At 67.6% G+C, this 24,010-nt stretch carries 26 protein-coding genes; 19 read left to right on the forward strand and 7 right to left on the reverse strand.

Annotation, left to right across the window (positions count from 1 at the left end; genetic code table 11):
- Positions 1–320: 320 nt before the first annotated feature.
- From mltG to fabD, 5 genes are all read right to left on the reverse strand, one after another.
- Positions 321–1,295: an endolytic transglycosylase MltG gene (mltG, locus tag CP958_RS12280; RefSeq protein ID WP_096702236.1), complete on the reverse strand. Its 975-nt coding sequence runs from the start codon at positions 1,293–1,295 to the stop codon at positions 321–323.
- Positions 1,296–1,366: 71 nt separating this feature from the next.
- On the reverse strand, positions 1,367–2,620 hold the full coding sequence (fabF, locus tag CP958_RS12285) for a beta-ketoacyl-ACP synthase II (protein WP_096702237.1): 1,254 nt from the start codon (positions 2,618–2,620) through the stop codon (positions 1,367–1,369).
- A gap of 82 nt (positions 2,621–2,702) precedes the next feature.
- Entirely contained in the window at positions 2,703–2,936 is a 234-nt protein-coding gene (locus tag CP958_RS12290; RefSeq protein WP_008615764.1) for an acyl carrier protein, read from the reverse strand.
- Between the two features lie 137 nt (positions 2,937–3,073).
- Positions 3,074–3,811: a 3-oxoacyl-[acyl-carrier-protein] reductase gene (gene fabG / locus CP958_RS12295; protein ID WP_096702238.1), complete on the reverse strand. Its 738-nt coding sequence runs from the start codon at positions 3,809–3,811 to the stop codon at positions 3,074–3,076.
- A gap of 15 nt (positions 3,812–3,826) precedes the next feature.
- A complete protein-coding gene (gene fabD / locus CP958_RS12300; protein ID WP_096702239.1) occupies positions 3,827–4,768 on the reverse strand; it encodes an ACP S-malonyltransferase in 942 nt (313 codons plus the stop codon).
- Positions 4,769–5,065: 297 nt separating this feature from the next.
- On the opposite strand from fabD, the gene CP958_RS12305 reads away from it, so the two are divergent.
- The 19 genes from CP958_RS12305 (at position 5,066) to CP958_RS12395 (ending at position 22,148) form a co-directional block, all read left to right on the forward strand.
- Positions 5,066–7,231: a methyl-accepting chemotaxis protein gene (locus CP958_RS12305; RefSeq protein WP_096702240.1), complete on the forward strand. Its 2,166-nt coding sequence runs from the start codon at positions 5,066–5,068 to the stop codon at positions 7,229–7,231.
- Between the two features lie 149 nt (positions 7,232–7,380).
- Positions 7,381–7,815 (forward strand): 30S ribosomal protein S6, encoded by a 435-nt coding sequence (rpsF, locus tag CP958_RS12310; protein WP_096702241.1) that lies wholly within the window; start codon positions 7,381–7,383, stop codon positions 7,813–7,815.
- A complete protein-coding gene (rpsR, locus tag CP958_RS12315) occupies positions 7,815–8,087 on the forward strand; it encodes a 30S ribosomal protein S18 (protein WP_068434148.1) in 273 nt (90 codons plus the stop codon). Before rpsF ends, rpsR begins: the two co-directional genes overlap by 1 nt.
- A 109-nt stretch (positions 8,088–8,196) precedes the next feature.
- Positions 8,197–9,063, forward strand: a complete 867-nt coding sequence (locus CP958_RS12320) for a DUF2232 domain-containing protein (protein ID WP_096702379.1) — start codon at positions 8,197–8,199, stop codon at positions 9,061–9,063.
- A gap of 1 nt (position 9,064) precedes the next feature.
- Complete coding sequence (rplI, locus tag CP958_RS12325; protein WP_096702242.1) at positions 9,065–9,625, forward strand: 50S ribosomal protein L9; 561 nt, start codon at positions 9,065–9,067, stop codon at positions 9,623–9,625.
- Between the two features lie 131 nt (positions 9,626–9,756).
- Positions 9,757–11,274, forward strand: a complete 1,518-nt coding sequence (locus CP958_RS12330; RefSeq protein ID WP_096702243.1) for a replicative DNA helicase — start codon at positions 9,757–9,759, stop codon at positions 11,272–11,274.
- A 188-nt stretch (positions 11,275–11,462) separates the two neighbouring features.
- Positions 11,463–11,558, forward strand: coding sequence for an LPXTG cell wall anchor domain-containing protein (locus CP958_RS25915; protein ID WP_141400501.1), 96 nt, complete (start codon positions 11,463–11,465; stop codon positions 11,556–11,558).
- Positions 11,559–11,622: 64 nt separating this feature from the next.
- Positions 11,623–12,738: an alanine racemase gene (alr, locus tag CP958_RS12340; protein ID WP_096702245.1), complete on the forward strand. Its 1,116-nt coding sequence runs from the start codon at positions 11,623–11,625 to the stop codon at positions 12,736–12,738.
- The gene (locus CP958_RS12345) at positions 12,735–13,511 is read left to right on the forward strand and encodes an ABC transporter permease (RefSeq protein WP_170958954.1); all 777 of its coding nucleotides are present in this window, start codon (positions 12,735–12,737) and stop codon (positions 13,509–13,511) included. The genes alr and CP958_RS12345 overlap by 4 nt, the downstream gene beginning before the upstream one ends.
- A 125-nt stretch (positions 13,512–13,636) precedes the next feature.
- Positions 13,637–14,413: an ATP-binding cassette domain-containing protein gene (locus CP958_RS12350; protein ID WP_096702246.1), complete on the forward strand. Its 777-nt coding sequence runs from the start codon at positions 13,637–13,639 to the stop codon at positions 14,411–14,413.
- A gap of 260 nt (positions 14,414–14,673) precedes the next feature.
- Positions 14,674–15,000: a type II toxin-antitoxin system RelE/ParE family toxin gene (locus CP958_RS12355; protein WP_197706397.1), complete on the forward strand. Its 327-nt coding sequence runs from the start codon at positions 14,674–14,676 to the stop codon at positions 14,998–15,000.
- A 2-nt stretch (positions 15,001–15,002) separates the two neighbouring features.
- Entirely contained in the window at positions 15,003–15,311 is a 309-nt protein-coding gene (locus tag CP958_RS12360) for a transcriptional regulator (RefSeq protein ID WP_096702247.1), read from the forward strand.
- A 2-nt stretch (positions 15,312–15,313) separates the two neighbouring features.
- Complete coding sequence (gene radA / locus CP958_RS12365) at positions 15,314–16,696, forward strand: DNA repair protein RadA (protein WP_096702248.1); 1,383 nt, start codon at positions 15,314–15,316, stop codon at positions 16,694–16,696.
- 21 nt (positions 16,697–16,717) lie between these two features.
- Complete coding sequence (locus CP958_RS12370) at positions 16,718–17,431, forward strand: CvpA family protein (protein ID WP_096702249.1); 714 nt, start codon at positions 16,718–16,720, stop codon at positions 17,429–17,431.
- 49 nt (positions 17,432–17,480) lie between these two features.
- On the forward strand, positions 17,481–18,941 hold the full coding sequence (purF, locus tag CP958_RS12375; RefSeq protein ID WP_096702250.1) for an amidophosphoribosyltransferase: 1,461 nt from the start codon (positions 17,481–17,483) through the stop codon (positions 18,939–18,941).
- On the forward strand, positions 18,941–19,660 hold the full coding sequence (locus CP958_RS12380; protein WP_096702251.1) for an SDR family NAD(P)-dependent oxidoreductase: 720 nt from the start codon (positions 18,941–18,943) through the stop codon (positions 19,658–19,660). Before purF ends, CP958_RS12380 begins: the two co-directional genes overlap by 1 nt.
- A gap of 183 nt (positions 19,661–19,843) precedes the next feature.
- The gene (locus tag CP958_RS12385; RefSeq protein ID WP_096702252.1) at positions 19,844–21,169 is read left to right on the forward strand and encodes a hypothetical protein; all 1,326 of its coding nucleotides are present in this window, start codon (positions 19,844–19,846) and stop codon (positions 21,167–21,169) included.
- Complete coding sequence (locus CP958_RS12390) at positions 21,169–21,630, forward strand: VOC family protein (protein ID WP_096702253.1); 462 nt, start codon at positions 21,169–21,171, stop codon at positions 21,628–21,630. Before CP958_RS12385 ends, CP958_RS12390 begins: the two co-directional genes overlap by 1 nt.
- Positions 21,630–22,148, forward strand: coding sequence for an O-acetyl-ADP-ribose deacetylase (locus CP958_RS12395; protein ID WP_096702254.1), 519 nt, complete (start codon positions 21,630–21,632; stop codon positions 22,146–22,148). The genes CP958_RS12390 and CP958_RS12395 overlap by 1 nt, the downstream gene beginning before the upstream one ends.
- On the opposite strand, the gene CP958_RS12400 is transcribed toward CP958_RS12395, so the two are convergent.
- Both CP958_RS12400 and CP958_RS12405 read right to left on the reverse strand, forming a co-directional pair.
- Positions 22,133–22,930, reverse strand: coding sequence for a trypsin-like serine protease (locus CP958_RS12400; protein ID WP_242442872.1), 798 nt, complete (start codon positions 22,928–22,930; stop codon positions 22,133–22,135). The genes CP958_RS12395 and CP958_RS12400 overlap by 16 nt on opposite strands.
- Positions 22,927–23,907 (reverse strand): mitochondrial fission ELM1 family protein, encoded by a 981-nt coding sequence (locus CP958_RS12405; protein ID WP_096702256.1) that lies wholly within the window; start codon positions 23,905–23,907, stop codon positions 22,927–22,929. Before CP958_RS12405 ends, CP958_RS12400 begins: the two co-directional genes overlap by 4 nt.
- Positions 23,908–24,010 lie beyond the last annotated feature (103 nt).

Genomic DNA, 24,010 nt, shown 5'->3' on the forward strand with positions numbered 1-24,010 from the left:
CAGGTGGATACAGTCAGCACGCATTAACGAGATTAGTTCGGCCATTCTAGCCCAGTGATACAGTTGTCTGCCATAGCGCTCGCTTTACCGCTGCCGTCTCTCTAAACTCGCCCATCCCCTTCCGCCCCACCCCGGTCATTTCCGATTTCCGCGTTCAGGACTCAAAAATCGTCACGTGAGACCCTGCCAAAGTGCCCAGTTTCCAAAGGGCCATGCCCTTTGGCGGGTGCGGGCAGCGCCCGCGGGATCGGCGAAGCCGACCGACGCAGCCCCTCACCCCAACCCTCTCCCAGGGAGAGAGGGAGTTATAAGCCTCCCCCCTACTTCCCCGCCTTCTCGATCCTGCGCCACTTGGCCACGTTGGCGTTGTGCTCGTCCAGCGCGCGGGCGAAGGCGTGGCCGCCGGTGCCGTTGGCGACGAAATAGAGCTCGTCGCTCCCGGCCGGATGCAGCACGGCTTCCAGCGAGGCGCGGCCGGGATTGGCGATGGGGGTCTTGGGCAGGCCGTCGACGGTATAGGTGTTCCAGGGATGGTTGGTCTGCAGCTCGGCGCGGGTCAGCGGGTGGTCCAGTTCACCCAGCCCCTCGGACACGCCGTAGATCACCGTGGGGTCCGATTGCAGCCGCATGTTGCGGGCCAGACGGTTGTAGAACACGGCGGCGACGCGGGGACGCTCGGATTCCGTTCCCGTCTCACGCTCGACCATGGAGGCGAGGATCAGCGCCTCCTCCTTGCTCCGGAGCGGCACACCGGGGGCGCGGGCCACCCACAGCACGTCCAGGGTCTGGGCCATGGCCTTTTCCATGCGGGCCACCACCTCGTCGCGCGGCTCGTCGCGGACCATGTGCCAGGTCTCGGGCAGCAGGCGGCCCTCGGCGGGCCTACGGGTCAGCGAACCCGACAGGAAATCGGCCTCCCGCACCAGATCGAGCACCTGCCGCACGGTCAGCCCCTCGGCCACCGTCAGCTTGTGGATCACCACCTTGCCCTCGGCGATGATGCGCATGGCCTCCTCCGGCGAGACATGGGCGGGAAAGGCGTACTCGCCGGCCTTGAGAGTGGCGCGGCGCAGTTTGACGCCGATGGCGAAGACCAGACGTGACGGGATGACCCCGGCCCCTTCCAGCGACTGGGCGATCAACTCGGTCCCCGAGCCCTTGGGAATGATCACCGTCACCGGCTTGGGCGACGGCCCCGGCGCGGTGAAGCGGCGATGCCCCTCCCAGCCCAGCCCGCCGGCGATCAGCCCGGCCAGCAGGACGATTGCGGCGGCGATCTTCATCCAGGGCCTCATCCCTCACCCTCCAGACAAGACAAAGGCCCCCGCCTGAGCGGGGGCCTTGCCTGAAACAATGGTCAAGCCGCTCAGTAGCCGCGCAGGACCAGCGAAGCGTTGGTGCCGCCGAACCCAAACGAGTTGGACAGCGCCACCTTGATCTTGCGCTCCTTGGCCTTCAGCGGCACCAGGTCGATATCGCAGCCCTCATCCGGATTGTGCAGGTTGAGGGTCGGCGGCGCGACCTGATCGCGGATGGCCAGCAGGGAGTAGATGGCTTCCACCGCGCCCGCGGCACCCAACAGGTGGCCGATGGCCGACTTGGTGGATGACATGGAGAGCTTGTAGGCGTGATCGCCGAACACCTGCTTGACCGCGCCCAGTTCGATGGTATCGCCCATGGTGGCGGTACCGTGGGCGTTGACGTAGTCGATCTCGTCCAGCGACACGCCGGCCCGCTTGAGGGCGGCCCGCATGGCGCGCACCGCGCCATTGCCGTCCTCGGCCGGAGCGGTGATGTGGTGGGCGTCGCCCGACATGCCGTAGCCGATCACCTCGCCATAGATCTTGGCGCCGCGCTTCTTGGCGTGCTCAAGCTCTTCCAGGACGACGATGCCGGCGCCTTCGCCCATGACGAAGCCGTCGCGGTCCTTGTCCCAGGGACGGGACGCCTCGGTCGGACGGTCGTTGTAGCTGGTGCACAGCGCCTTGGCGGCGGCGAAGCCGGCGATGCCCAGACGATGGACGGCCGCCTCGGTGCCGCCGGCGATCATCACGTCGGCGTCATCGAACATGATCAGGCGGGCGGCATCGCCGATGGCGTGCGCGCCGGTGGCGCAGGCCGTCACCACCGCATGGTTCGGCCCCTTGAAGCCGTAGCGGATGGAGACATGGCCCGAGACCAGATTGATCAGGGCGGCGGGAATGAAGAAGGGGCTGATGCGGCGCGGGCCGGATTTCTCCAGCGTCACGGCACCATCGGCGATGTTCGGCAGACCGCCGATGCCCGACCCGATCATCACGCCGGTGCGTTCCTGCGATTCGGAATCCACCGGCTTCCAGCCGGAATCCTCCACCGCTTCGGCGGCGGCGGCCAGGCCATAGACGATGAAATCGTCCATGCGGCGCCGATCCTTGGCGGGGGCGACCGCGTCGAGGTCCAGCTCGCCCGGATTGGTGCCGCGCGGAATGATGCCGGCGACCTGGGCCGCGAGATCGGAAACATCGAAGGCTTCGATACGGCGGATACCGGACTGGGCGGCGATCAGGCGCTCCCAGTTGATATTGACACCATTACCGAGCGGAGTGGTCAGGCCGAGGCCGGTGACGACGACACGTCTCATGGAACCCTGGCTTTCGAAAGTGTCTGGGACAGATGAAGAGACGCCGGGCCCACCTTCGGCGGCCCGGCATCCGGAAAACCGATTAGGAATTCGCCGTGATGAAGTCGATGGCGTCCTTCACCGTGAGAATCTTCTCGGCGGCGTCATCGGGGATCTCGACGGAGAATTCTTCTTCGAAGGCCATCACCAGCTCGACGGTGTCGAGGCTGTCGGCGCCCAGGTCATCAATGAAGGAGGCGTTCTCGGTCACCTTGGCCTCTTCAACGCCCAGATGCTCGACGACGATCTTCTTAACCCGTTCGGCCACGTCACTCATTTGCGAATCCTCGAAAAGTCTCGTCTAAGGGAAAATCTTGTTAACGCGCCCGGACGGCAAGGCCCCGGCGGAAAGTGCCCGTCTGTACCATACTTTTTTGGGCATTGCCAGCATCGGCGGCCTTATTTTCGACACCTTTATATCATGGCCATCCCGCCATTGACGTGCAGGGTCTGGCCCGTCACGTAAGCCGCCTCGGCGCTGGCGAGATAGACCACGGCGGCGGCGATCTCCTCCGACGTTCCCATGCGTCCGGCGGGAATTCCGGCGTTCAGCTTGGCCTTCTGGTCGTCCGACAGCACGTCGGTCATGGCCGAACTGATGAAGCCCGGTGCGACGCAATTCACGGTGATGTTGCGGCTGGCCACTTCCTGGGCCAGGGCCTTGCTCATACCGATCATGCCGGCCTTGGAGGCGGCATAGTTGACCTGCCCCGGATTGCCGGTGACGCCGACGATGGAGGTGATGTTGATGATGCGGCCCCAGCGGCGCTTCATCTGCCCCTTGACGGCGGCACGCGACAGACGGAAGGCGGCGGTCAGGTTGACGTCGAGAACCGTCTGCCAGTCCTCGTCCTTCATGCGCAGCACCAGACCGTCCTTGGTCAGGCCGGCGTTGTTGACCAGGATGTCGATGGAACCCATGGCGGCCTCGGCATCCTTGGCCAGTTGCTCCACCGCCGCGCCATCCGACAGGTTGGCGGGCAGGACGTGGACCCGCTCGCCCAGCTCGGCGGCCAGGGCGTCAAGGGCCTCGCGCCGGGTGCCGTGCAGGCCGACGGTGGCCCCACGGGCATGCAGGGCCTTGGCGATGGCGCCGCCGATACCGCCGGAGGCGCCGGTCACCAGGGCGGTCTTGCCGGTAAGATCGAACATGGACGTTCCCCCTGATTAAAGAGACTTGAGGAAGGCTTCGATGTCAGCCGGCGTGCCCACCGAGGAGCCCGACAGCTCCTTGTCGATGCGCTTGGCCAGACCGCCCAGCACCTTGCCGGCCCCCAGTTCGACCAGCGAGGTCACGCCCTCGGCCTTCATGAACAGCACGCTTTCGCGCCAGCGCACCGTGCCGGTCACCTGACGGACCAGCAGGTCGCGGATGGCGGCGGGGTCGGTGACGCGGGCGGCGGTGACGTTGGCGACCAGGGGAACGCGCGGCGCCTTCATCTCCACCTTGGCCAGGGCCTCGGCCATGGCGTCGGCGGCGGGCTGCATCAGGGCGCAATGGAAGGGGGCGGACACCGGCAGCGGAATGGCCCGCTTGATGCCCTTCTCGGCGGCGATCTTGATGGCGCGGTCGACGGCGCCCTTGTGGCCGGACAGCACCACCTGCGAACCGCCGTTGTCGTTGGCGGCCTCGCAGACATCGCCTTCGGCCGCCAGGGCGGCGATCTCACGCGCCTGCTCCAGCTCGGACCCCAGCAGGGCGGCCATGGCGCCCATGCCCACCGGCACGGCCTTCTGCATGGCCTGACCGCGGATCTTCAGCAGACGCGCCGTGTCGGCCACGGTGAAGGTGCCGGCGGCGGCCAGGGCCGAATACTCGCCCAGGGAATGGCCGGCCACGAAGGACGCCGCCTGGGCCAGATCGAGCTTGCCCTCGGTCTCCAGCACGCGGACCACCGCCATGGACATGGCCATCAGGGCGGGCTGGGCGTTCTCGGTGAGCGTCAGCTGGTCCTCGGGCCCTTCGAACATCAGGGCGGAGAGCTTCTGCGACAGGGCGTCGTCCACTTCCTGGAACAGCTGGCGGGCCACCGGAAAAGCCTCGGCCAGTTCGCGGCCCATGCCGACAGCCTGGGAACCCTGGCCGGGAAAGACGAACGCGCGGGTCATGGAGAAACTCCCTCAAGACGAATTGGTGGGCGAGAAGAAAGGCGAGACGCCGCCGCCTGTCAAGCAATCCGTGGCAAACGGCCAAACCCAACCAAGTGTGATGTCGATTGATGCATATCAAGTCCCACACAAACAAAGTGGCTATTTCCATACCCCTATCACCGGTGATACTCTCCGCTTCGCGCCCCCGACCGGCTGGGTATCACAGCCAATGCGGGTCGCGCAGACGGATCGTGCGACTGCCGCCGGGCGGCGGGGAGGCTTGCCCGGCGGTACAATACAGCGGGGGGAGACGCCATGATCGCGGCGATGATGTCCAATCTGAAGATCGGCCAACGCGTGTGGCTGGCCATTCTGTTGCCGGCCCTGGCGGCGGTGATGTCCGCGGCGATCATCGACATCGCCAAGTTCAACGAGATGGAAAAGGCCGAACGGACCGGCCGGCTGGCGGGGCTGACCATCGAGATCAGCGCCACGATCCACGAACTTCAGAAGGAGCGCGGCCTGTCATCGGCTTTTGCCGCCTCCAAGGGCACCCGCATGGGGGCCGAGCGGACCAAACAGCTGGAGAGCAGCAATCCGCGCCTCAAGTCCCTGGGCGACAGCATGTCCGGCCTGGGCGGCGGCATCGGCGAGGAGCTGGCCTGGAGCATCGACAAGGCCGGCCGCGAGTTGGCCGGGCTGCCCGCCCTGCGCTCGGCGGTGGAGCGCCTGGAAACCACCGGCCCGCAAACCGTGGCCCGCTATTCCGTACTGATCGAATCCCTGCTGGGTGTAGCAGAAAAGTTGACGGCCACCGAGACCGACCAGGAGACCGGCAATCTGATCGCCGCCTATCTGGAACTGATGCGGGCCAAGGAAAATGCCGGCATGGAGCGGGCCACCGGGGCCAGCGGCCTTGCCGTGGGCATGGACGAGGCCGTCCGCCAGCGCATCGCCGCCTTGGCCGCTGTCCAGGACACCCATGTGCGCGCCTACGCGGTCCGCGCCACGCCCTCCCAGCGCCGCGCCCTGCAAAGCGTGCTGGAAGCGCAAGCCTCCACCGAGTTCGCCGCCTTTCGCAAGCAGGTGCTGGACGGCAATGCCGGCGACCTGACCGCCGAGCGCTGGTTCTCCGCCGCCACCCGGCGCATCGACCTGATGAAGGGGGTCGAGGACGCCCTGGCCGGCGATCTGGCCGCCGGCATCGTCGCCATCCGGACCGAGGCCGCCCGCTCGGCCGCCGCCATCACCACCGCCCTCGCCCTCGCTCTGCTGGCCGGCGCGCTGATCGTCATCACCCTGACCCGCTCCATCACCCGGCCGGTCGCCGACCTGACCGGTTCCATGCTGCGTCTGGCCGACCGCGACCTGACCGTCGAGGTCAACGGCGGCCGCCGCCGCGACGAGATCGGCGCCATGGCCCGCGCCGTCGCCGTATTCAAGGACAACGCCATCGCCGTGGCCCGCATGGAGGCCGAGCAGGAACGGGCCCGCGAGCAGGCCGAGGCCGAGCGCCGCGCCGCCCTGCTGTCCATGGCCTCGACCATCGAGAGCGAGACGGGACAGGTGGTCGCCAGGGTCGAGGACGGCAGCCGTCAGGCGGTCAGCGCCGCCGAGGGCATGGCCGCCTCGGCCATCCGGGTGGAGGACAACTCCCAGCGCGTCGCCGCCGCCGCCGAGCAGAGTCTCGCCAACGCCCAGACCGTGGCCGGCGCCGCCGAGGAACTGACCTCCTCCATCCGCGAGATCTCATCGCAGGTGGCCTCGTCCTCCTCCCTGGTGGCCGAGGCGGTGGTGGCCGCCGACGACGCCAACCACACGGTGGTTACCCTGCTGGACGCCGTCGCCCGTATCGACAGCGTGGTCGCCATGATCGCCGCCATCGCCGGGCAGACCCGCCTGCTGGCGCTCAACGCCACCATCGAATCGGCCCGGGCCGGCGAGGCGGGCAAGGGCTTCGCCGTGGTGGCCTCCGAGGTCAAGCGCCTCGCCGACCAGACCGGCGGCCAGACCGAGGAGATCGCCACCCGTATCGAGGACCTGAAGACCATGGCCGCCCATGTGGGCGAGGCCATCGCCGGTACCGTCACGGTGATCCGCAAGGTGGAGGCCATCGCCGGCTCGGTGGCCGCCGCCGTGGAGGAGCAGGACGCCGCCACCAAGGAGATTGCCCGCAACGTCGCCCAGTCGGCCGATGCGGCGCGCGAGGTCACCGAGCGCATCATCCTGGTGGCCGACGAGGCGCGGCGCAGCGGCGCCGAGGCATCCTCGGTCACCACGGTGCTGGCCGACATGGCGACGCAGGTGGGCGAGTTGGGGCAGGTCCTCAACCGGGTGGTGCGCACCGCCGCTCCCGAGGTGGACCGCCGCCACGAGCCCCGTCTGGGACCGCAGGCCCGATCCGCCCACCACCATCCGGCCAGCCTGCAATCCGCCAGGGCCGAGAGCGCCCCGCCGGGTGCCGCGTTGCAGCCGGCATAGTCCCGCCTGCTGCGCGCTTGCATCCCGAATCGTTTTGTGTATAGTGCGCCCCTTCCAACCCTTGCCGGCATCCCGAAAGGGGGTGTCGGCTATGCCTGTTCGTCCATTGGGGACGATATGGGAAGAGAAAAGCCGTAAGGGGTTTTCGAATGTCGTTGTACGAATGCGTGTTCATCGCGCGCCAGGATATTTCCGCCCCGCAGGTGGAAGCCCTGACCGAGGAACTTTCCAACATCATCACCCAGGGCGGCGGCTCGGTCTCCAAGAAGGAGTACTGGGGTCTGCGCAACATCGCCTACCGGGTGAAGAAGAATCGCAAGGGCCACTACGTCCTGATCAACATCGATGCGCCGTCCGCCGCCGTTAAGGAGATGGAGCGCCAGATGTCGATCAATGAGGACGTGCTGCGCACGCTCACCATCCGCGTCGAGGAGCTCGAAGAGGGTCCGTCGGCCATGATGCAGTCCAAGTCCCGCGACGACCGTCCGCGTCGTGGCGAGGGCGACGACCGTCCCCGCCGTGACGACCGCGAGGATCGTCCGCGCCGTGACCGTGAACCCCGCCGTATGGAAGGAGGCGAATAATGACCGAGGTCAAGACCGAGCGTCCCCGCCCCGCCGCTGGCGGAGCCCCGCGCCGTCCGTTCTTCCGCCGCCGCAAGACCTGCCCGTTCTCGGGCGAGGGTGCGCCGAAGATCGACTACAAGGATATCAAGCTGCTCTCCCGGTTCATCTCCGAGCGTGGCAAGATCGTCCCGTCGCGCATCACCGCGGTGTCGGCCAAGAAGCAGCGTGAACTGGCCCAGGCCATCAAGCGCGCCCGCTTCCTGGGTCTGCTGCCCTACGTGGTGAAGTGAGTTTAGGTTCGGCCGGGTCGCCGTGACCGGGTCGTTTGGCGTGCCGCTGGCGGCGGGACTGGTGTCTTCACTCCTGTTCCTGTCGCTGGCGAAAGGCTTTGCCGCCGGAATGCTGCTCTCCTACCTGGCACCCCTTCCTCTGATGATGGTGGGGTTGTACCGGGGAAACGGAGCGGCGGTGGCGGCGGGTCTGGCCGCAATGGTCGCCGTGGCGTTGGCGGCAGGTGGGTTCGCCTCCCTGCCCTTCGCCGTGGTGGTCATGCTGCCGAGCCTGGTGGTGGTCCGTCAGGCGTTGTTGTGGCGTAGTAACGCCGACGGCAGCGTCGAATGGTATCCGCCGGGCCTGGTGCTGGGCTGGCTGACCGGAGCAGGGTTGGCGCTGATCGTGATCGGCGCCCTCCTGATCCCGGACCGACCGGACGGCGTGGAGAGCGGCGGGCTGCAGGCCTGGGTGGCCGATACCATCGGAAACACCCTGGACATGGTGGCCCCCAACCTCACCAGCGAGCAGCGCAAGGCTGCCGCCGACTGGTGGGTTCCGTTCTTCCCGGCCATGGTCGCCAGTTCGTGGTTGGCGATGGCGGTGGTGAACGCCGTGACGGCCCAGGGCTTCCTGGTGCGTCTCGGCAGGAACCGGCGGCCCACTCCGTCCTATCGGGAGCTCGAGCTTCCGCTCTGGCTGGGGGTGGTGCTGGCAGCCGTGGCGATAACCGGGGGCGTGGCCGAGGGTGACCTTGGCTATCTCGCCCGCAGCGCGGTGGTGGTGACGCTGATCCCGTTCGCCCTTCTGGGGCTTGCGACGGTGCACGGATGGGCCGCTGGCCGGCCTAACGCGAGGGTGTTCCTCGCGGCGATGTATGGAGGTCTGTTCCTGGCCTCGGCTTGGGCGTTGATTCCCGTGGCCGGCTTGGGACTGGTGAGGTTCATGACGAGATTCCGCCGCGCCGAATCAAGCGGCGGCGGCAAGGAGGAATAAGATGGAAGTCATCCTGCTCGAGAGGATCGAGAAGCTGGGCCAGATGGGCGACGTGGTCAACGTCAAGCCCGGCTTCGCCCGCAATTTTCTGCTGCCCCAGAAGAAGGCGCTGCGCGCCTCCAAGGACAATCTGGCCTTCTTCGAGAAGCAGCGCGTCCAGCTCGAGGCCCTGAACCTCAAGCGCCGTGACGAAGCCCAGGCGGTCGCCGACAAGATGGCCGGCCTGTCCGTGCTGATGGTCCGCCAGGCGGGCGAGAGCGGCATGCTCTACGGCTCGGTGTCGGGCAAGGACGTGGCCGACGCGGTGAAGGCCGCCGGCTTCACCATCGAGCGTCGCATGGTCAACCTGGACCAGCCGATCAAGACCTTGGGCTCCTACGGCGTGCGCATCTCGCTCCACCCGGAAGTCTCGGTGGTGGTGACCATCAACGTCGCCCGCTCCGCCGAGGAAGCCGAACGTGCCGCCGCCGCTGCCGCCGCCGCCGTGGCTGAGGAAGCCGAGGCTCCGGCCGAGGAAGAGGAAGTGGCCGCCGAGGTCACCGAGGAAGCCGCCGAGGCCTAAGCCTCGACTGTTTTTGGGGAGCGGCGGTCGGGCGTTCTGTCCGGCCGCCGTTTTCTTTTCCCCGTTATCCACCTTATCCACAGGCGGATAAGCCCGCGCACGCTCGGCGCATCTGCTAACATGCCCGGGTCATGACCTCGATGTCCTCCGATCATCCTACCGCCCCCGCCGAAGGGATCGGCTTTCGCGTTCCGCCCCATAACTACGAGGCGGAGCAAGCCCTGCTGGGCGCCATCCTGCTGTCCAACCGCGCCTTCGAGCGCGTCTCGGAATTCCTGAAGCCGGAGCACTTCGCCGACCCGGTGCACGGCCGCATCTTCGCCACCTGCGGCAAGCTGATCGAGCGCGGCCAGATGGCCAACCCGGTGACGCTGAAGACCTATTTCGAGAATGACGGCGGCCTGGCCGAGATCGGCGGCACCAACTATCTCGCCCAACTGGCCAATGCGGTGGTCTCGGTGATCAACGCCGAGGATTACGGCAAGCTGATCTTCGACCTTCACCTGCGCCGTTCGCTGATCGGCATGGGTGAGGACATGGTCAACGACGCCTTTTCCGCCGACCTGGACGTCCCGGCCATGGACCAGATCGGCAAGGCCGAGGCCAAGCTCTATGATCTGGCCACCACCGGCCAGACCGAGGGCGGGTTCGAGGATTTCAAGACCGTCCTGGTGGGCGCCATCGCCAATGCCGAAGCCGCCCATAAGCGCCAGGGCAAGCTGTCGGGTGTGCCCACCGGCCTGATCGACATGGATGGCAAGCTGGGCGGCCTGCACGATTCCGACCTGATCATCCTGGCCGGCCGCCCCTCCATGGGCAAGACCGCGCTGGCCACCAACATCGCCTTCAATGCCGCCTACGCCTATAAGGAAGAGGTGGACGCGCTCGGCCGTAAAAAGGGTGTCGACGGCGCCATCACCGCCTTCTTCTCCCTGGAAATGTCGTCGGAGCAGTTGGCGTCGCGTATCCTGGCCGAGCAGGCCGAGATCAACAGCCACAAGATCCGCCAGGGCGAGATGTCCAACGAGGAGTTCGAGCGGCTGGTCGTCGCCGCCCAGAATCTCCACCGCCTGCCGCTGTTCATCGACGATACGCCGGCGCTGTCCATCTCTGCGGTGCGCACCCGTTCGCGCCGGCTGCAGCGCCAGCACGGCCTGGGCCTGATCGTCATCGACTATCTGCAATTGCTGCGCGGCTCGTCCTCCAATTCGGAAAACCGCGTGCAGGAAGTCTCGGAGATCACCCGCGGCCTGAAGGCGCTCGCCAAGGAACTGTCGGTGCCGGTGATCGCGCTCTCGCAGTTGTCGCGCGCCGTCGAGCAGCGCGAGGACAAGCGGCCCCAGCTGGCCGACCTGCGCGAATCCGGCTCCATCGAGCAGGACGCCGACGTGGTGATGTTCGTGTTCCGCGAACAATACTATCTGGAACGCGCCGAGCCGGGACAGCGCCCGGAAGAGGCCCAGGAGAAGTTCAACGAGCGCCACGCCAAGTGGATGCAGCGCTGCGAAGAGGTCCACAACACCGCCGAGGTGATCATCGCCAAGCAGCGTCACGGCCCGGTGGGCACCGTGCGCCTCGCCTTCCAGGGCGAGTACACCAAGTTCGGCAATCTGGCGGCCAGCGACCATTATGAGGACCCGGGATTCTGACCGGTCCGTCCCGCGCAGGGCCCGGCAAGAGCGGCCAGTACCTGTCCGCCGGCATCACCCTGCTGATCCTCGGCCTGCCCCTGGCAGGCTTCGCCGGCATCCAGGCGGTAGAGGGCCTGATCACGGCTCTCGCGGGAGCAGGCGCCGATGCGTCCGGCAGTCCGGGAGCGGGCGCCGGTCTCCGCATTTTGATCGCCGCCATCTTCGGCGTCTTCGCCCTGGCCGGGGCGGCCATGACCGTCGGCGGAGCATGGCTGATCCACCGCCGCCGCCGCCCCTCTTGATCTGGGACTTGTCTTCCTGGACGAAGCGAGGGATGGTGCGCATTCCTCTTTGCCTGGGCAGACCATGACCGACCTTTCCCGCGCCACCGCCCTGCTGACCATCGACGTGGCGGCCATCGTCGCCAACTGGAAGCGGCTGTCCGCCCTGGTGGCGCCCGCCGAGGCCTCCGCCGTGGTCAAGGCCGATTGCTATGGCCTCGGCATGGAACGTATCGCCCCCGCCCTGTTCGCCGCCGGCTGCCGCTCGTTCTTCGTGGCCTGCCTCAACGAAGGAATCGCGCTGCGCCGCATGGTGCCCGGCGCGATGATTCACGTGCTCTCCGGCCCGCTGGGCGGCGACGAGGCCGAATTCGCCGCCCACGGCCTGATCCCGGTGCTCAATTCCCTGGCCCAGATCACCGGCTGGTCCTCCTTCGCCAAGAAGGGCAGCGGCGCCCCCGCCGTCGCCGTGCATATCGATACCGGCATGAGCCGGCTGGGCCTGTCCGAGCCGGAGCTGGAGCGTCTGGCCGCCAAGCCGGAAATCCTGGCCGCCCTGCGCCCCATCCTGGTGATGAGCCACCTGGCCTGCGCCGACGACAGCGATTCGCCCATGAACGCCAGGCAGTTGACCACGCTCCGCCGGCTGGCCTCGCATCTGCCGGCTCTGCCCCAATCCATCGCCGCCTCGTCCGGCATCTTCCTGGGACGCGGCTTTCACCTGGGGCTGGTCCGCCCCGGCGCGGCGCTCTACGGCCTCAATCCCATGCCGGGCCGCCCCAACCCCATGAGCCAAGTGATTAAACTGCAAGGAAAAATCGTCCAGGTCCGTGACGTTGACAGCCCCATGACCGTTGGCTATGGTGCCACCCACCGCGTCGAGGGGAAGCGCAAGCTGGCGATCGTGGCGGTCGGCTATGCCGACGGCTGGTTCCGGTCTCTCTCCAATCGCGGGCATGGCATGATCGGGGGGATGAAGGTGCCGGTGGTCGGACGGGTTTCCATGGATTTGACCGCCTTCGACGTCACCGACGTCCCGGTGGAACACGCCCATCCCGGAGGACTGATCGAACTGATCGGCCCCGGCCACGGCGCCGACCACGTGGCGGCCGAGGCCGACACCATCGGCTACGAGATTCTCACCGCTTTGGGACGCCGCCACCACCGCCGCTGGGTCGGCACCGAGGTGTCCCCGTCATGATCTCTTTCCTGGCGACTGTCGGCCGGGTATTCCTGGCGTTCCTGGCCCATGTGGGCCGGATGTCGGCGTTTACCGCCATGGCGGTATCGCACACCGTGCGCCCGCCGTTCTATCCCCGGCTGATCCTGCGCTCGGTGATCGAGATCGGCTATTTCTCGCTTCCCGTGGTCGGCCTGACCGCCGTGTTCACCGGCATGGTGCTGGCGCTGCAATCCTATTCGGGCTTTTCCCGCTTCGCCGCCGAGGGCGCCGTGGCCACCGTGGTGGTGCTGTCGGTGACCCGCGAGCTGGCGCCGGTGCTGGCCGGTCTGATGGTGGCGGGGCGCATCGGTGCCTCCATGGCCGCCGAGATCGGCACCATGCGCGTCACCGAGCAGATCGACGCCCTGACCACTTTGTCGACCAATCCCTTCAAGTATCTGGTGGCGCCGCGCATCCTGGCCGGCACCCTGATGCTGCCCTTTCTGGTGCTGATCGCCGACATCATCGGCGTGTTCGGCGGCTATATCGTCGGCGTCTACAAGCTGGGCTTCAACTCGGCCACCTACATCGCGCGGACCTGGGAATTCCTCGAGCCGCTGGACGTCATCTCGGGCCTGACCAAGGCCGCGGTGTTCGGCTTCCTGATCACCCTGATGGGCTGCTACAACGGCTACTATTCCAGGGGCGGCGCCCAGGGCGTCGGTGCCGCGACCACCAACGCGGTGGTGTCGGCGGCCATCATGATCCTGGTGTTCAACTACATCATCACCGCCATGTTCTTCGGGAAGTAAGCCATGACTGGAGCGAAGCGACTATGCGCATTGAGCGCGCCGCAGCGTTGCCGAGAGCGGAGCGAAGGCATAAGCGAGGATAGCCAAGCACGCGCAGGCGTGCGCCGGCGCTTGAGGGCAAAAGCATGAGCACTCAACCTCCGAAGATCGAGCTTAGCGGTGTGCGCAAGGCTTTCGGCCCCAAGGTGGTGCTGGACGGCATCGACCTGTCGGTGGCCAGGGGCGAGTCCGTGGTGGTGATCGGCGGTTCGGGCACCGGCAAGTCGGTGATGCTGAAATGCATCCTGGGCATTCTGCGCCCCGAGACCGGCTCCATCCGCATCGACGGCGAGGAAGTGGTCCGCATGAAGCCCAAGGACCGCGACCGGATCATGAAGAAATTCGGCATGCTGTTCCAGGGCGGTGCCCTGTTCGATTCGCTGAAGGTGTGGGAGAACGTCGCCTTCGGCCTGATCCAGGGCCAGAAGATGGAGCGTGCCAAGGCCCGCGACATCGCCATCGAGAAGCTGGCCCAGGTGGGCCTCGCCGCCTCGACCGGCGAACTGTTCCCGGCGGAACTGTCGGGCGGCATGCAAAAGCGCGTCTCCCTGGCCCGCGCCATCGCCACCAATCCCGAGATCATCTTCTTCGACGAGCCGACCACCGGCCTCGACCCCATCATGGCCGACGTGATCAACGACCTGATCGTCAAGTGCTGCAAGGAAGTGGGCGCCACCGCGCTGTCCATCACCCACGACATGGCCTCGGCCCGCAAGATCTCCGACCGCATCGCCATGCTCTACAAGGGCAGGCTGATCTGGGTCGGCCCGGCCAAGGACATCGACCATTCCGGCAACGAATACGTGGACCAGTTCATCCACGGCCGGGCGGTGGGGCCGATCACCATGGAATTGCGGGCGTGAGGCCCTAAGCGAAGGGACTCGTCCCTTCGCGCATCCCGAAACTTGTCACCCCGCACAACGTGAAGGGGCTTTCTGGCGAGAGCGGCCATCACCCCAGGCTGAAAGATGCTTCGCCGCGTTCAGCGTGATTGGTCGTTTCTCTCTGAGCCTTCTCTGTGTCTCTGTGGTTCATTCCACTGATTCCGCAAGCAGCCCGTTTGGAAATTGCCGGATCGGCGGCCTCCCTATTTTTCTTGAGCAGAAGTAACCCAGAGGTTACCATGATTGGCGTCGTCGAGTATCTGGATGATGATGGGGACAGCCCCTTCGGCCGATGGTTCGATCGTCTTGACGCCCGGGCCGCGGCCAAGGTAGCGACTGCGCGGGTGAAGCTGGCTGCCGAGCAGATGGGCAACGTCAAGCCGGTGGGCGAAGGTGTGTCCGAGTACCGCATTGATTTCGGCCCCGGCTACCGGGTCTATTTCGGCCAGGACGGCAAGCGATTGGTCCTGTTGCTGCTGGGCGGCGACAGGACAACCCAGCCAAGCGATATCGCCAAGGCCAAGACGCTCTGGCAAGATTACAAACGGCGCAAGAAGGCAATCTGAGCATGCCCCTCACCCGCGACTTCAAGGACACCGTCAAGGCCCGTGCCGAGCGCGACCCGGAGTTCCGCCGCGCCTTGGTGGCCGAAGCGCAGGAATGCCTGCTGGACAACGACTTCGCCACCGCCAAGGCCATCCTGCGTGACTACATCAACGCTACCATCGGCTTCGAGGAGCTGGCCGAGGCGGTGGGAACGCCGTCCAAGAGCCTGATGCGCATGCTGGGGCCACGCGGCAATCCCCAGGCCGCGACCCTGCTGCCGGTGATCGCCTATATCCGCCGGCGCGAGCACATGACCGGCGGGCGGGCTTGACCTTGGCCAAGCCTCCCTCCTCCCAGTTCGTTTGCCAGGATTGCGGCGCCGTCACCCGCAAGTGGGCGGGCAAGTGCGAGTCGTGCGGCGCCTGGAACTCCATCGTCGAGGAGGCGGCGCGCGAAGAGGTGCCCAAGGGCCTGTCGGGCGGCAAGGGCAAGCGCATCGAGTTCGTGGGCCTGGAGGGTAGCGCCGCCCCGCTGTCGCGCTGGCTGACCGGTATCGGCGAATTGGACCGGGTGTGCGGCGGCGGTCTGGTGCCCGGCTCGTGCCTGCTGGTGGGCGGCGATCCCGGCATCGGCAAGTCCACGCTTTTGCTGCAGGCGACGGCACGCCTGTCGGCCGAGGTCTCGGTCGCCTACATCTCCGGCGAGGAGGCCGTGGATCAGGTCCGCATGCGCGCCGCCCGCCTGGGCTATGCCAAGGCGCGTGTGGCGCTGGCTTCGGCCGGCTCCCTGCGCGACATCCTCGCCTCGCTGGACGGCCCCGACGCGCCCCAGGTGGTGGTGATCGATTCCATTCAGACCGTCTATGCCGACAACATCGAATCGGCTCCCGGCACCGTCTCCCAGGTGCGCGCCTGCGCCGCCGAACTGATCCGGCTGGCGAAGAGGCGCGGCTTCGTGTTGTTCCTGGTGGGCCATGTCACCAAGGAGGGCACCATCGCCGGCCCCCGCGTGCTGGAGCACATGGTCGACACGGTGCTTTATTTCGAGGGCGACCGGGGTCACCAGTTCCGCATCCTGCGCGCCGTCAAGAACCGCTTCGGCGCCACCGACGAGATCGGGGTGTTCGAGATGACCGAGGGTGGGCTGGCCGAAGTCGCCAACCCTTCCGCCCTGTTCCTGGCCGAGCGGCGCGGCAACGTCTCGGGCTCCTGCGTGTTCGCCGGCATGGAGGGCACCCGGCCCATGCTGGTGGAAATCCAGGCCCTGGTGGCGCCAAGCTCGCTGTCTTCGCCCCGGCGCGCCGTGGTCGGCTGGGACACCAACCGGCTGTCCATGGTGCTGGCGGTGCTTGATGCCCGCTGTGGGCTTGCTTTGTCGGGCAATGACGTTTATTTGAACGTCGCCGGAGGATTGCGGATCGCCGAGCCGGCCGCCGACCTTGCCGTCGCCGCGGCCCTGGTGTCGTCCGCATCCGACGTGCCTGTTCCCGCCGACATGGTCGTGTTCGGCGAGATCGGGCTTTCCGGCGAGGTCCGGGCGGTGGCCCAGGCCGATACCCGCCTGAAGGAAGCCGCCAAGCTCGGCTTTGATCAGGCGCTGGTACCGGCCCGGCCGCGCAAGGACAAGGGCGGTGGAGCAGCAGGCGCGGGGTCGTCGCTCACCATCCGCTCCATCGGCCATTTGCAGGACGTGCTCGGGCTGTTCCGGCACGAGTGACCACCCTAACTGGACGAGGCAATGGGGAACCTCAACATCACCGCCGTTGACGTTGTGGTCGCCGTGGTGCTGCTCGGCTCGGCGGGCTTCGCCTTCCTGCGCGGTTTCGTCCAGGAGGTGCTGTCCATCACCTCGTGGGTCGGCGCCGTATTCGCCGCCCTCTACGGCTTTCCCCACGCCCAGCCGTTCTTCCGCTCCCAGATCGGCACCGCCATCGTGGCCGACATCGCCGCCGGCGCCGCCCTGTTCCTGGTGACTTTGCTGATCCTGTCGCTGCTGACAAAGCGGGTGTCGGACACCGTGCGCAAGAGTGCGCTGAACTCGGTGGATTCATCGCTGGGCTTCGTCTTCGGCCTGGCGCGCGGCGCGGTTCTGGTGTCGCTGGCCTATATGTCGGCAGCCTGGCTGTTCGACAGCCCCGAGCAGCAGCCCGACTGGCTGGCCCAAAGCCGCTCACGCCCCTGGCTGATGCGCGGCGCCGCCATACTGCAGGGTCTGGCGCCCGAGGGACTGGGCAAGGCGGAGGGCAAGGCCAAGCAGGCCTCGTCCGAGGCCCGCCAGTTGATGGAAGCCGAAAAGACCTTCCAGAAATTCGTTTCGCCGCAACCGGCCGCCCAGGCCGCCCGTCTGCCCTCGGATGACGGCAAGGCCAAGACCGACGCCAGATCCCCCGGCAAGAGTTACGACACCGAAAGCCGGACCCAGATGGAACGGCTGATCCGCAGCAACCAGTAGCATCCCCGGCACCGTGCCCTCCCCGCACCGAACTCCAGGACCGAATCCCATGCTGACCACCCACCCCTTCGACGACGACCATCTCCGCGAGGAATGCGGTGTGTTCGGCATCTTCGGCCATCCCGAGGCCGCCGCCCACGTGGCGCTGGGCCTGCACGCCCTGCAGCATCGCGGCCAGGAAGCGGCGGGTATCGTCGCCTATGACGGCACCCACTTCCACAACCACCGCGGCCTCGGCCACGTGGAGGACAATTTCGGGTCCGAGACGGTGATCCGCAAGCTGAAGGGCTCCATGGCCGTCGGCCACGTGCGCTATTCCACCACCGGCGAGACCCTGCTGCGCAACGTGCAGCCGCTGTTCGCCGAGATGGAGTTCGGCGGCCTGGCGCTGGGCCACAACGGCAACCTGACCAATGCCATGGCGCTGCGCCGCCAGTTGGTGCGGCGCGGCTGCCTGTTCCAGTCGACCACCGATACCGAGGTGATCATCCACCTGATCGCCATCAGCCTGTATTCCACCGTCGAGGACCGCCTGATCGACGCGCTGCGCCAGATCGAGGGCGCCTATTCCCTGGTGGCCGCCACCACGAATGCGGTGTTCGGCGTGCGCGACCCGCTGGGCATCCGCCCGCTTTGCCTGGGCCGTCTGGACAAGGCGTGGATTCTGGCGTCCGAATCCTGCGCGCTCGACATCATCGGCGCCGAATTCGTCCGCGACGTGGAACCGGGCGAGATCGTGGTGCTGACCGCCGACGGCATCCGCTCGGTCAAGCCGTTCATCAAGCGGCCGTCACGCTTTTGCATCTTCGAGTACATCTACTTCGCCCGCCCCGATTCGGTGGTGGAAGGCACCAGCGTCTACGAGGCCAGGAAGCGCATCGGCTCCGAACTGGCCCGCGAGAGCCTGGTGGAAGCCGACGTGGTGGTGCCGGTGCCCGATTCGGGCGTGCCCGCCGCCATCGGCTTCGCCGCCGAGGCCGGGATTCCCTTTGAGCTGGGCATCATCCGCAACCACTATGTGGGCCGCACCTTCATCCAGCCCACGGACAACATCCGCAATACCGGCGTGAAGATGAAGCACAACGCCAACCGCGCCACCCTGGCCGGCAAGCGCGTCATCCTGGTCGACGATTCCATCGTGCGCGGCACCACCAGCCGCAAGATCGTCGAGATGGTGCGCCAGGCCGGCGCCACCGAGGTGCACATGCGCATCTCCAGCCCGCCGACCACCCATTCCTGCTATTTCGGCATCGACACGCCCGAGCGCGAAAAGCTGCTGGCCGCCCGCTACGACGTGGAGGGCATGGCCAAGCTGATCGGCGTGGATTCCCTGGCCTTCATCTCCATCGACGGCCTGTACCGGGCGGTGGGCGAGCCGGGCCGCAACGGAGCCGAGCCGCAATTCTGCGACGCCTGCTTCACCGGCGATTACCCGGTCGAGCCCACCGATTACACCGGCGCCAAGGCCGACACCAAGCAACTGTCCCTGCTGACCGAGGATACCCACTGATGGCTGGCGTGCTGGACGGCCGCGTGGCTCTGGTCACCGGCGCCTCGCGCGGGATCGGCGCGGCCGTGGTGCGCCGTTTCGCCGCCGAGGGCGCCGAGATCGTCGCCATCGCCCGCACCCAGGGCGCCCTGGAGGAACTGGACGACGAAATCCGCTCGGCCGGCGGCAAGCCGCTGATCCTGGTGCCGGAGGACCTGCGCAAACCCGGCCTGATCGAGCAGGCGGCGGCCGCCATCTTCCAGCGCTTCGGCCGGCTCGACATCCTGGTCGGCAATGCCGGCGTGATCGGTGGCGGCCTCACCCCCGTGGCCCACCACGCCCCCGACGATTGGGAAGAGGCCTTCGCCGTCAACGTCACCGCCAACTGGCGGCTGATCCGCGCCTGCGACCCGCTGCTGCGCATGGCGCCGGCCGGACGCGCGGTATTCACCACCTCGAGCGCCGCCGGCGGTGCCGAGCCGTTCTGGGGGGCCTATGCCGCCAGCCAGGCGGCGCTGGAAACCACCGTCCGCACCTGGGCCGCCGAGATCGCCAATGTGACGGCGATCAAGGCCAACCTGCTGGACCCCGGCGCGGTGGCCACCCGGCTGCGCACCATCGCCTTTCCCGGAGAGGACCAGTCCAGGCTGGCCCAACCGGCCGACGTGGCCGGCGCCTTCCTCGACCTTTGCCTGCCGAACTGCGCGCGCCAGGGCGAGGTCGTAAGGACTAATCCGTAAGGTCTAGATCGTAGTACCCCCTCCCACGCCGTCACATTCAGTCACGGACGCGGTGGAACGGACTTGCGCGTGTGCCCGCTCATGCGCTATCCCCATGGGGTTGGGGTCTGAGAGAGGTTGTCCAGGGGGGCGGCCTCGTACGACGTTTGGGAAGGGACGGCCGCCAAGGCCGGCGACAGGCGCATGACGGGTTCCGATCCGCGAGAGGGGGCAAAGACCTTCGAGACGAAGGTCGCCAGCCTTATTGCGGCCACGCGCCATCTGGAAATCCCCCAGATCCTCATGCTGCGCCGCCTGACCCTGAGGGACCCCGAGGCGCGCAAGTGGGCCAACGAGAAGCAGCTCAACGTCGTCTTCTCGGTGATCCTCACCAAATCCATCGAACGGTACGGCCTGCCCAAGCTGAAGGACGCGCGCGAGCGCAACTTCCAGTCCCTGCTGCCCTCCGGCGACGGCAAGGAAGAGGACCTGCGGGTCCTGGCCGACATCGCCACGCAACTGTTGGGTCCGCCCCAGATGACCGAGGCGGAAAGCGCCCAGGCCGGCTTCCAGGCGCTGCTGGCCCGCGGTGCCGTCGCCGCCCCCACCCGCACCGTCCGCGCCCAGGCGCCGGTTCGCGAGCCGCCGCCCCTGTTCGCCGCCCAATTGGGGGCACCCGGCGACCGCATGGGCAAGATGATGCCCAAGTTCCAGACGCCCATGCCCGGCGCCGGCAGCAGCGGCGGCAACGAACCGGACAAGCCCTTCACCGACTTCCCGACCCTGTTCGACGACACCATCTGCGCCTACACCGAGAAGATTCTGAGCATCTTCCGCATCACCCAGCCGTCGCGGGGCATCCGGCTGCCGTTCCTGCTGGCGCCCGAGTTCGGCGTGGTCTACCGCGAAGTGCTGACCAAGTTCATCCTGCCGCAGATGCGCGTGACCCGGCACATGCAGACCCTGGCCCACAGCTACAACTGGGCCGAGGTCGGCGGCGAGAAGCTGATCGAGATCATGCAGGGCAGCGAGGTCAACAACCCCATCCTGCACAACTGGGACGCCCGCTGGGCGTCGTTCCGCACCGCCAAGGCGGTCAAGGGCAAGAAGCCGGCGGCGCAGAAGCCCGAGGACAATCCCTGGCCGCTGCTGCGCGAGGACGCGACGCGCGGCAATTACGAGCCGCCCAACGAGGATAATCTGGTCCTGCTGCAGGACCTCATCCGCTTCGAGGCCGACGTCATGGCCAAGTGCTGGCGTGAGTTGACCCAGCTCTATACCCAGGAATTCGCCCCTTCGGGCCGCATGGATCAGGCGCGCGAGGGAGCCTTCCGCGACGGCCTGATGAAGTGGACCGCCAAGCTGCCCGATTTCGTCGGCGAGCATCTGGCCATGAAGGCCCATTTCGAGTTCGAGCGCCTGGACGCCACCTGGATGCGCAAGCTGCTGGCCAATTTCGGCCGCACCGATTCCGAGCGGCGGCGCAACGCTCCCTTCCTCACCGAATTCGTGCTGCAATTGGGCGGCTGATGGCGCTGCTCGGTCACGACCACGTCAACGTGGTGGTCACCGACATGGAGCGGTCCATCCGCTTCTATGCCTCCCTGCTTGGGCTGGCGGTGGTGATGGACCGCCCGCTGGAGGGCGAGTGGTTCGAGCGGGTGACCGGCCTGATGGGCGCAAGGGCACGCTGCGTCATCCTGGCGGCGCCTGGCGGCGCCTGCCGCGTCGAACTGCTGCAATTTGCCGACGGAGCCCCGGCCCAGCCCACCCAGCCCTCGACCCCCGGCCTGCGCCATGTGGCGCTGCGGGTGGACGACCTGGACGGCTGCCTCGCCATTCTTCGGCGCGAGTTCGGCCAGACGGCGGAGCCCACCGACGTTCCCGGCGACATCGTCCGGGGCGGCAAGCGCATGTGCTATATTCACGATCCCGACGGCGCCATGATCGAATTGTGCCAGTACGGGCTGGAGCAGCCGGAGTTCCGCTGATGCCGGACAGCAGGATGAGGATCGTCGAGGCCGACATCACCCGCCTGGAGGTGGAGGCCATCGTCAACGCCGCCAATTCGTCACTGCTGGGCGGCGGCGGGGTGGACGGCGCTATCCACCGGGCCGCCGGGCCGCAATTGCTGGAGGCCTGCCGGGCGCTGGGAGGCTGCCCCACCGGCGACGCCAAGCTCACCCCCGGCTTCCGCCTGCCCGCCCGCTGGGTGATCCACGCGGTGGGGCCGGTGTGGCAGGGCGGCGGCCAGGGCGAGGCCGCCCTGCTGCGATCATGCTATGGCCGCTCGCTGGACCTGGCGGTGGAGGCCGGAGCGCGCGGCATCGCGTTCTCCGCCATCTCCACCGGCGTCTACGGTTTCCCCAAGGACGCGGCGGCCCAGATCGCCGTCGCCACGGTCAGGTCGTTCCTGAGCGGGACCGATGCGCTGGATCAGGTGGTGTTCTGTTGCTTCGGTCCCGACAGCATCGAAGCCCACCAGCGCGCCCTTTACCTCAACGATTGAGCCATATCCAGGCTGGGCGGTCGCGACACCGGACCCGCCCGGGTGGATTTCGCCGCTCCCAGCCGGACGGCCAGCGAACGCAGGCCATCGGTCCCCGCCGCCACCCCGGCCTCGCCCTGGGCGGGAATCACCGCCACGTTGACCGCCACCAGACGAAGCTCACCCTCGCTCCAGCCGAGGACCGGACCGCCCGATTCCCCCTGGACCGCATCGCAATCATGGATGAACACCCCCGCCAACGCCTGACGGGTCAGGTGGCATCCCACATGGGCCAGCGGCACCTGCGCCTTGTCGCGGCCATAGCCGGCCACCGCAACCCGCATGCCCGCCTGGGGCGCGCCGAGGGCGATCCAGCCGATCTCTTCGCCCAGCGGCTCTTCAAGCTCCATCAGCGCCCAGTCGTCGGCCCGGCTGTCCAGCCCGCGCTCCTTGCCGTCGAGAACCCAGTTGGGAGCGGCATGCACCGCCGTCACCTTGGAGACGCGCAGGTACTCCCCCCGATCCCAGCCCGCCACGAAGGTGAAGGACGAGGCGGGAAACGGAAGCTGCGTCCGGCGGTTCCACAGGCAATGGGCGGCGGTGGCGATCAGGCGCGGACCGATCAGGGTGGCGCTGCAATGGCCGCTGAAGAAGTTGAGGCGCCCCATGGCGCTCCACGGGAATTCCTGGGCCACCATGCGGACCCGCTGATCTTCGCCCTTGATGCCGTGCAACCGGCGCTGCTCGGCCCCGGCGGGCAGGGAAAGCAGCAGCGGCAGCAGGACGGCCAGCCACCTCATCATGGCAGCAGCTGCTCGCGGATGGCGCGGGCCACCTCCCGGGCGGCGTTGAGGCGGGGCCTCTCCCAGGCGTCCAGCGAGGCGGCTCCTTCCAGCGGCCGCGCCAGGCCGGCCCGGTAGAGCTGGGCGTGCAGGCGGGCATGCTTGGGAGCCGCCCATCCCTCGGGTGCCCAGATGAACACCGGAGCCGCCGACGCGCAGGCCTCGCAGCACATGGAGACGGAATCCCCGGTGACGATCACGGCGTCGGCCAGGGCGAGAAACCCGAAATAGGGATTGTCGCCGCCCTTCGAGAACAGGTGCAGCCAGCGCGGCTCGGGCAACAGGGCGGCCAGGGCGGCCTCCTGCGGCCCCCCGGTGCGGCGGCTGGTGGTCAGCAGCAGGGAACCGCCCATGGCGCCGGCCAGCCGGGCGGCACTTTCGCCCAGGCTCCGGGCCATCTCCACCGGAAACGGCCGGTTCTTGGTGGCGCCGCCGACGATCACCGCCACCCAGGGACGCGGCAGATGGGCGAAGGCCGGGCGCCACCTGTCCGCCTCGGCGGCCAGACGTTCCGGCGTCACCCGGTGGGGCGCGCCCAGCACCTCCATGACGTTGCCGCCGGCCTTGGGGCGGTCGTGGGCGGGCGAGACGATCAGGTCGAAATCGCCGCGTCCGGGAAAGCCGGGGTCCATGATCTGCACCAGCCGGGCGCCGCATCGGCGCTTGATCCAGCGGGCGACGGGCGCGGTCCGCCGCCCGGCGGCGATCACCAGACGCGGCCAGGGGGCGCACAGTGCCCGACGGCTTTCGGCGGTCACGCCCAGCAGCCCGGCGCCGCGCAACACGTTGGGCAGACGGGCCAGCCGGTCGTAAGCGATGGTTTTGACGGCGAAGGGCCGGCCCAGCGCCTCGGCGACCCCCAGGCACTGAGCGACGTTGCCGGCCCGGTCATCGGCCAGCACCCAGATTTCGGCGTTATCGCTCGTCCCTGCGGTCATGGCGACAAGCTCGGCGAAATGACAGACGTTTGCAAGCCCTCCCGTCGTATTTGTGGACTGGGCGACGATTACCCCCTATATTTGGCTGGAACGATTGCCGGAT

The sequence above is a fragment of the Magnetospirillum sp. 15-1 genome, from assembly GCF_900184795.1.
GTDB lineage: Bacteria > Pseudomonadota > Alphaproteobacteria > Rhodospirillales > Magnetospirillaceae > Phaeospirillum.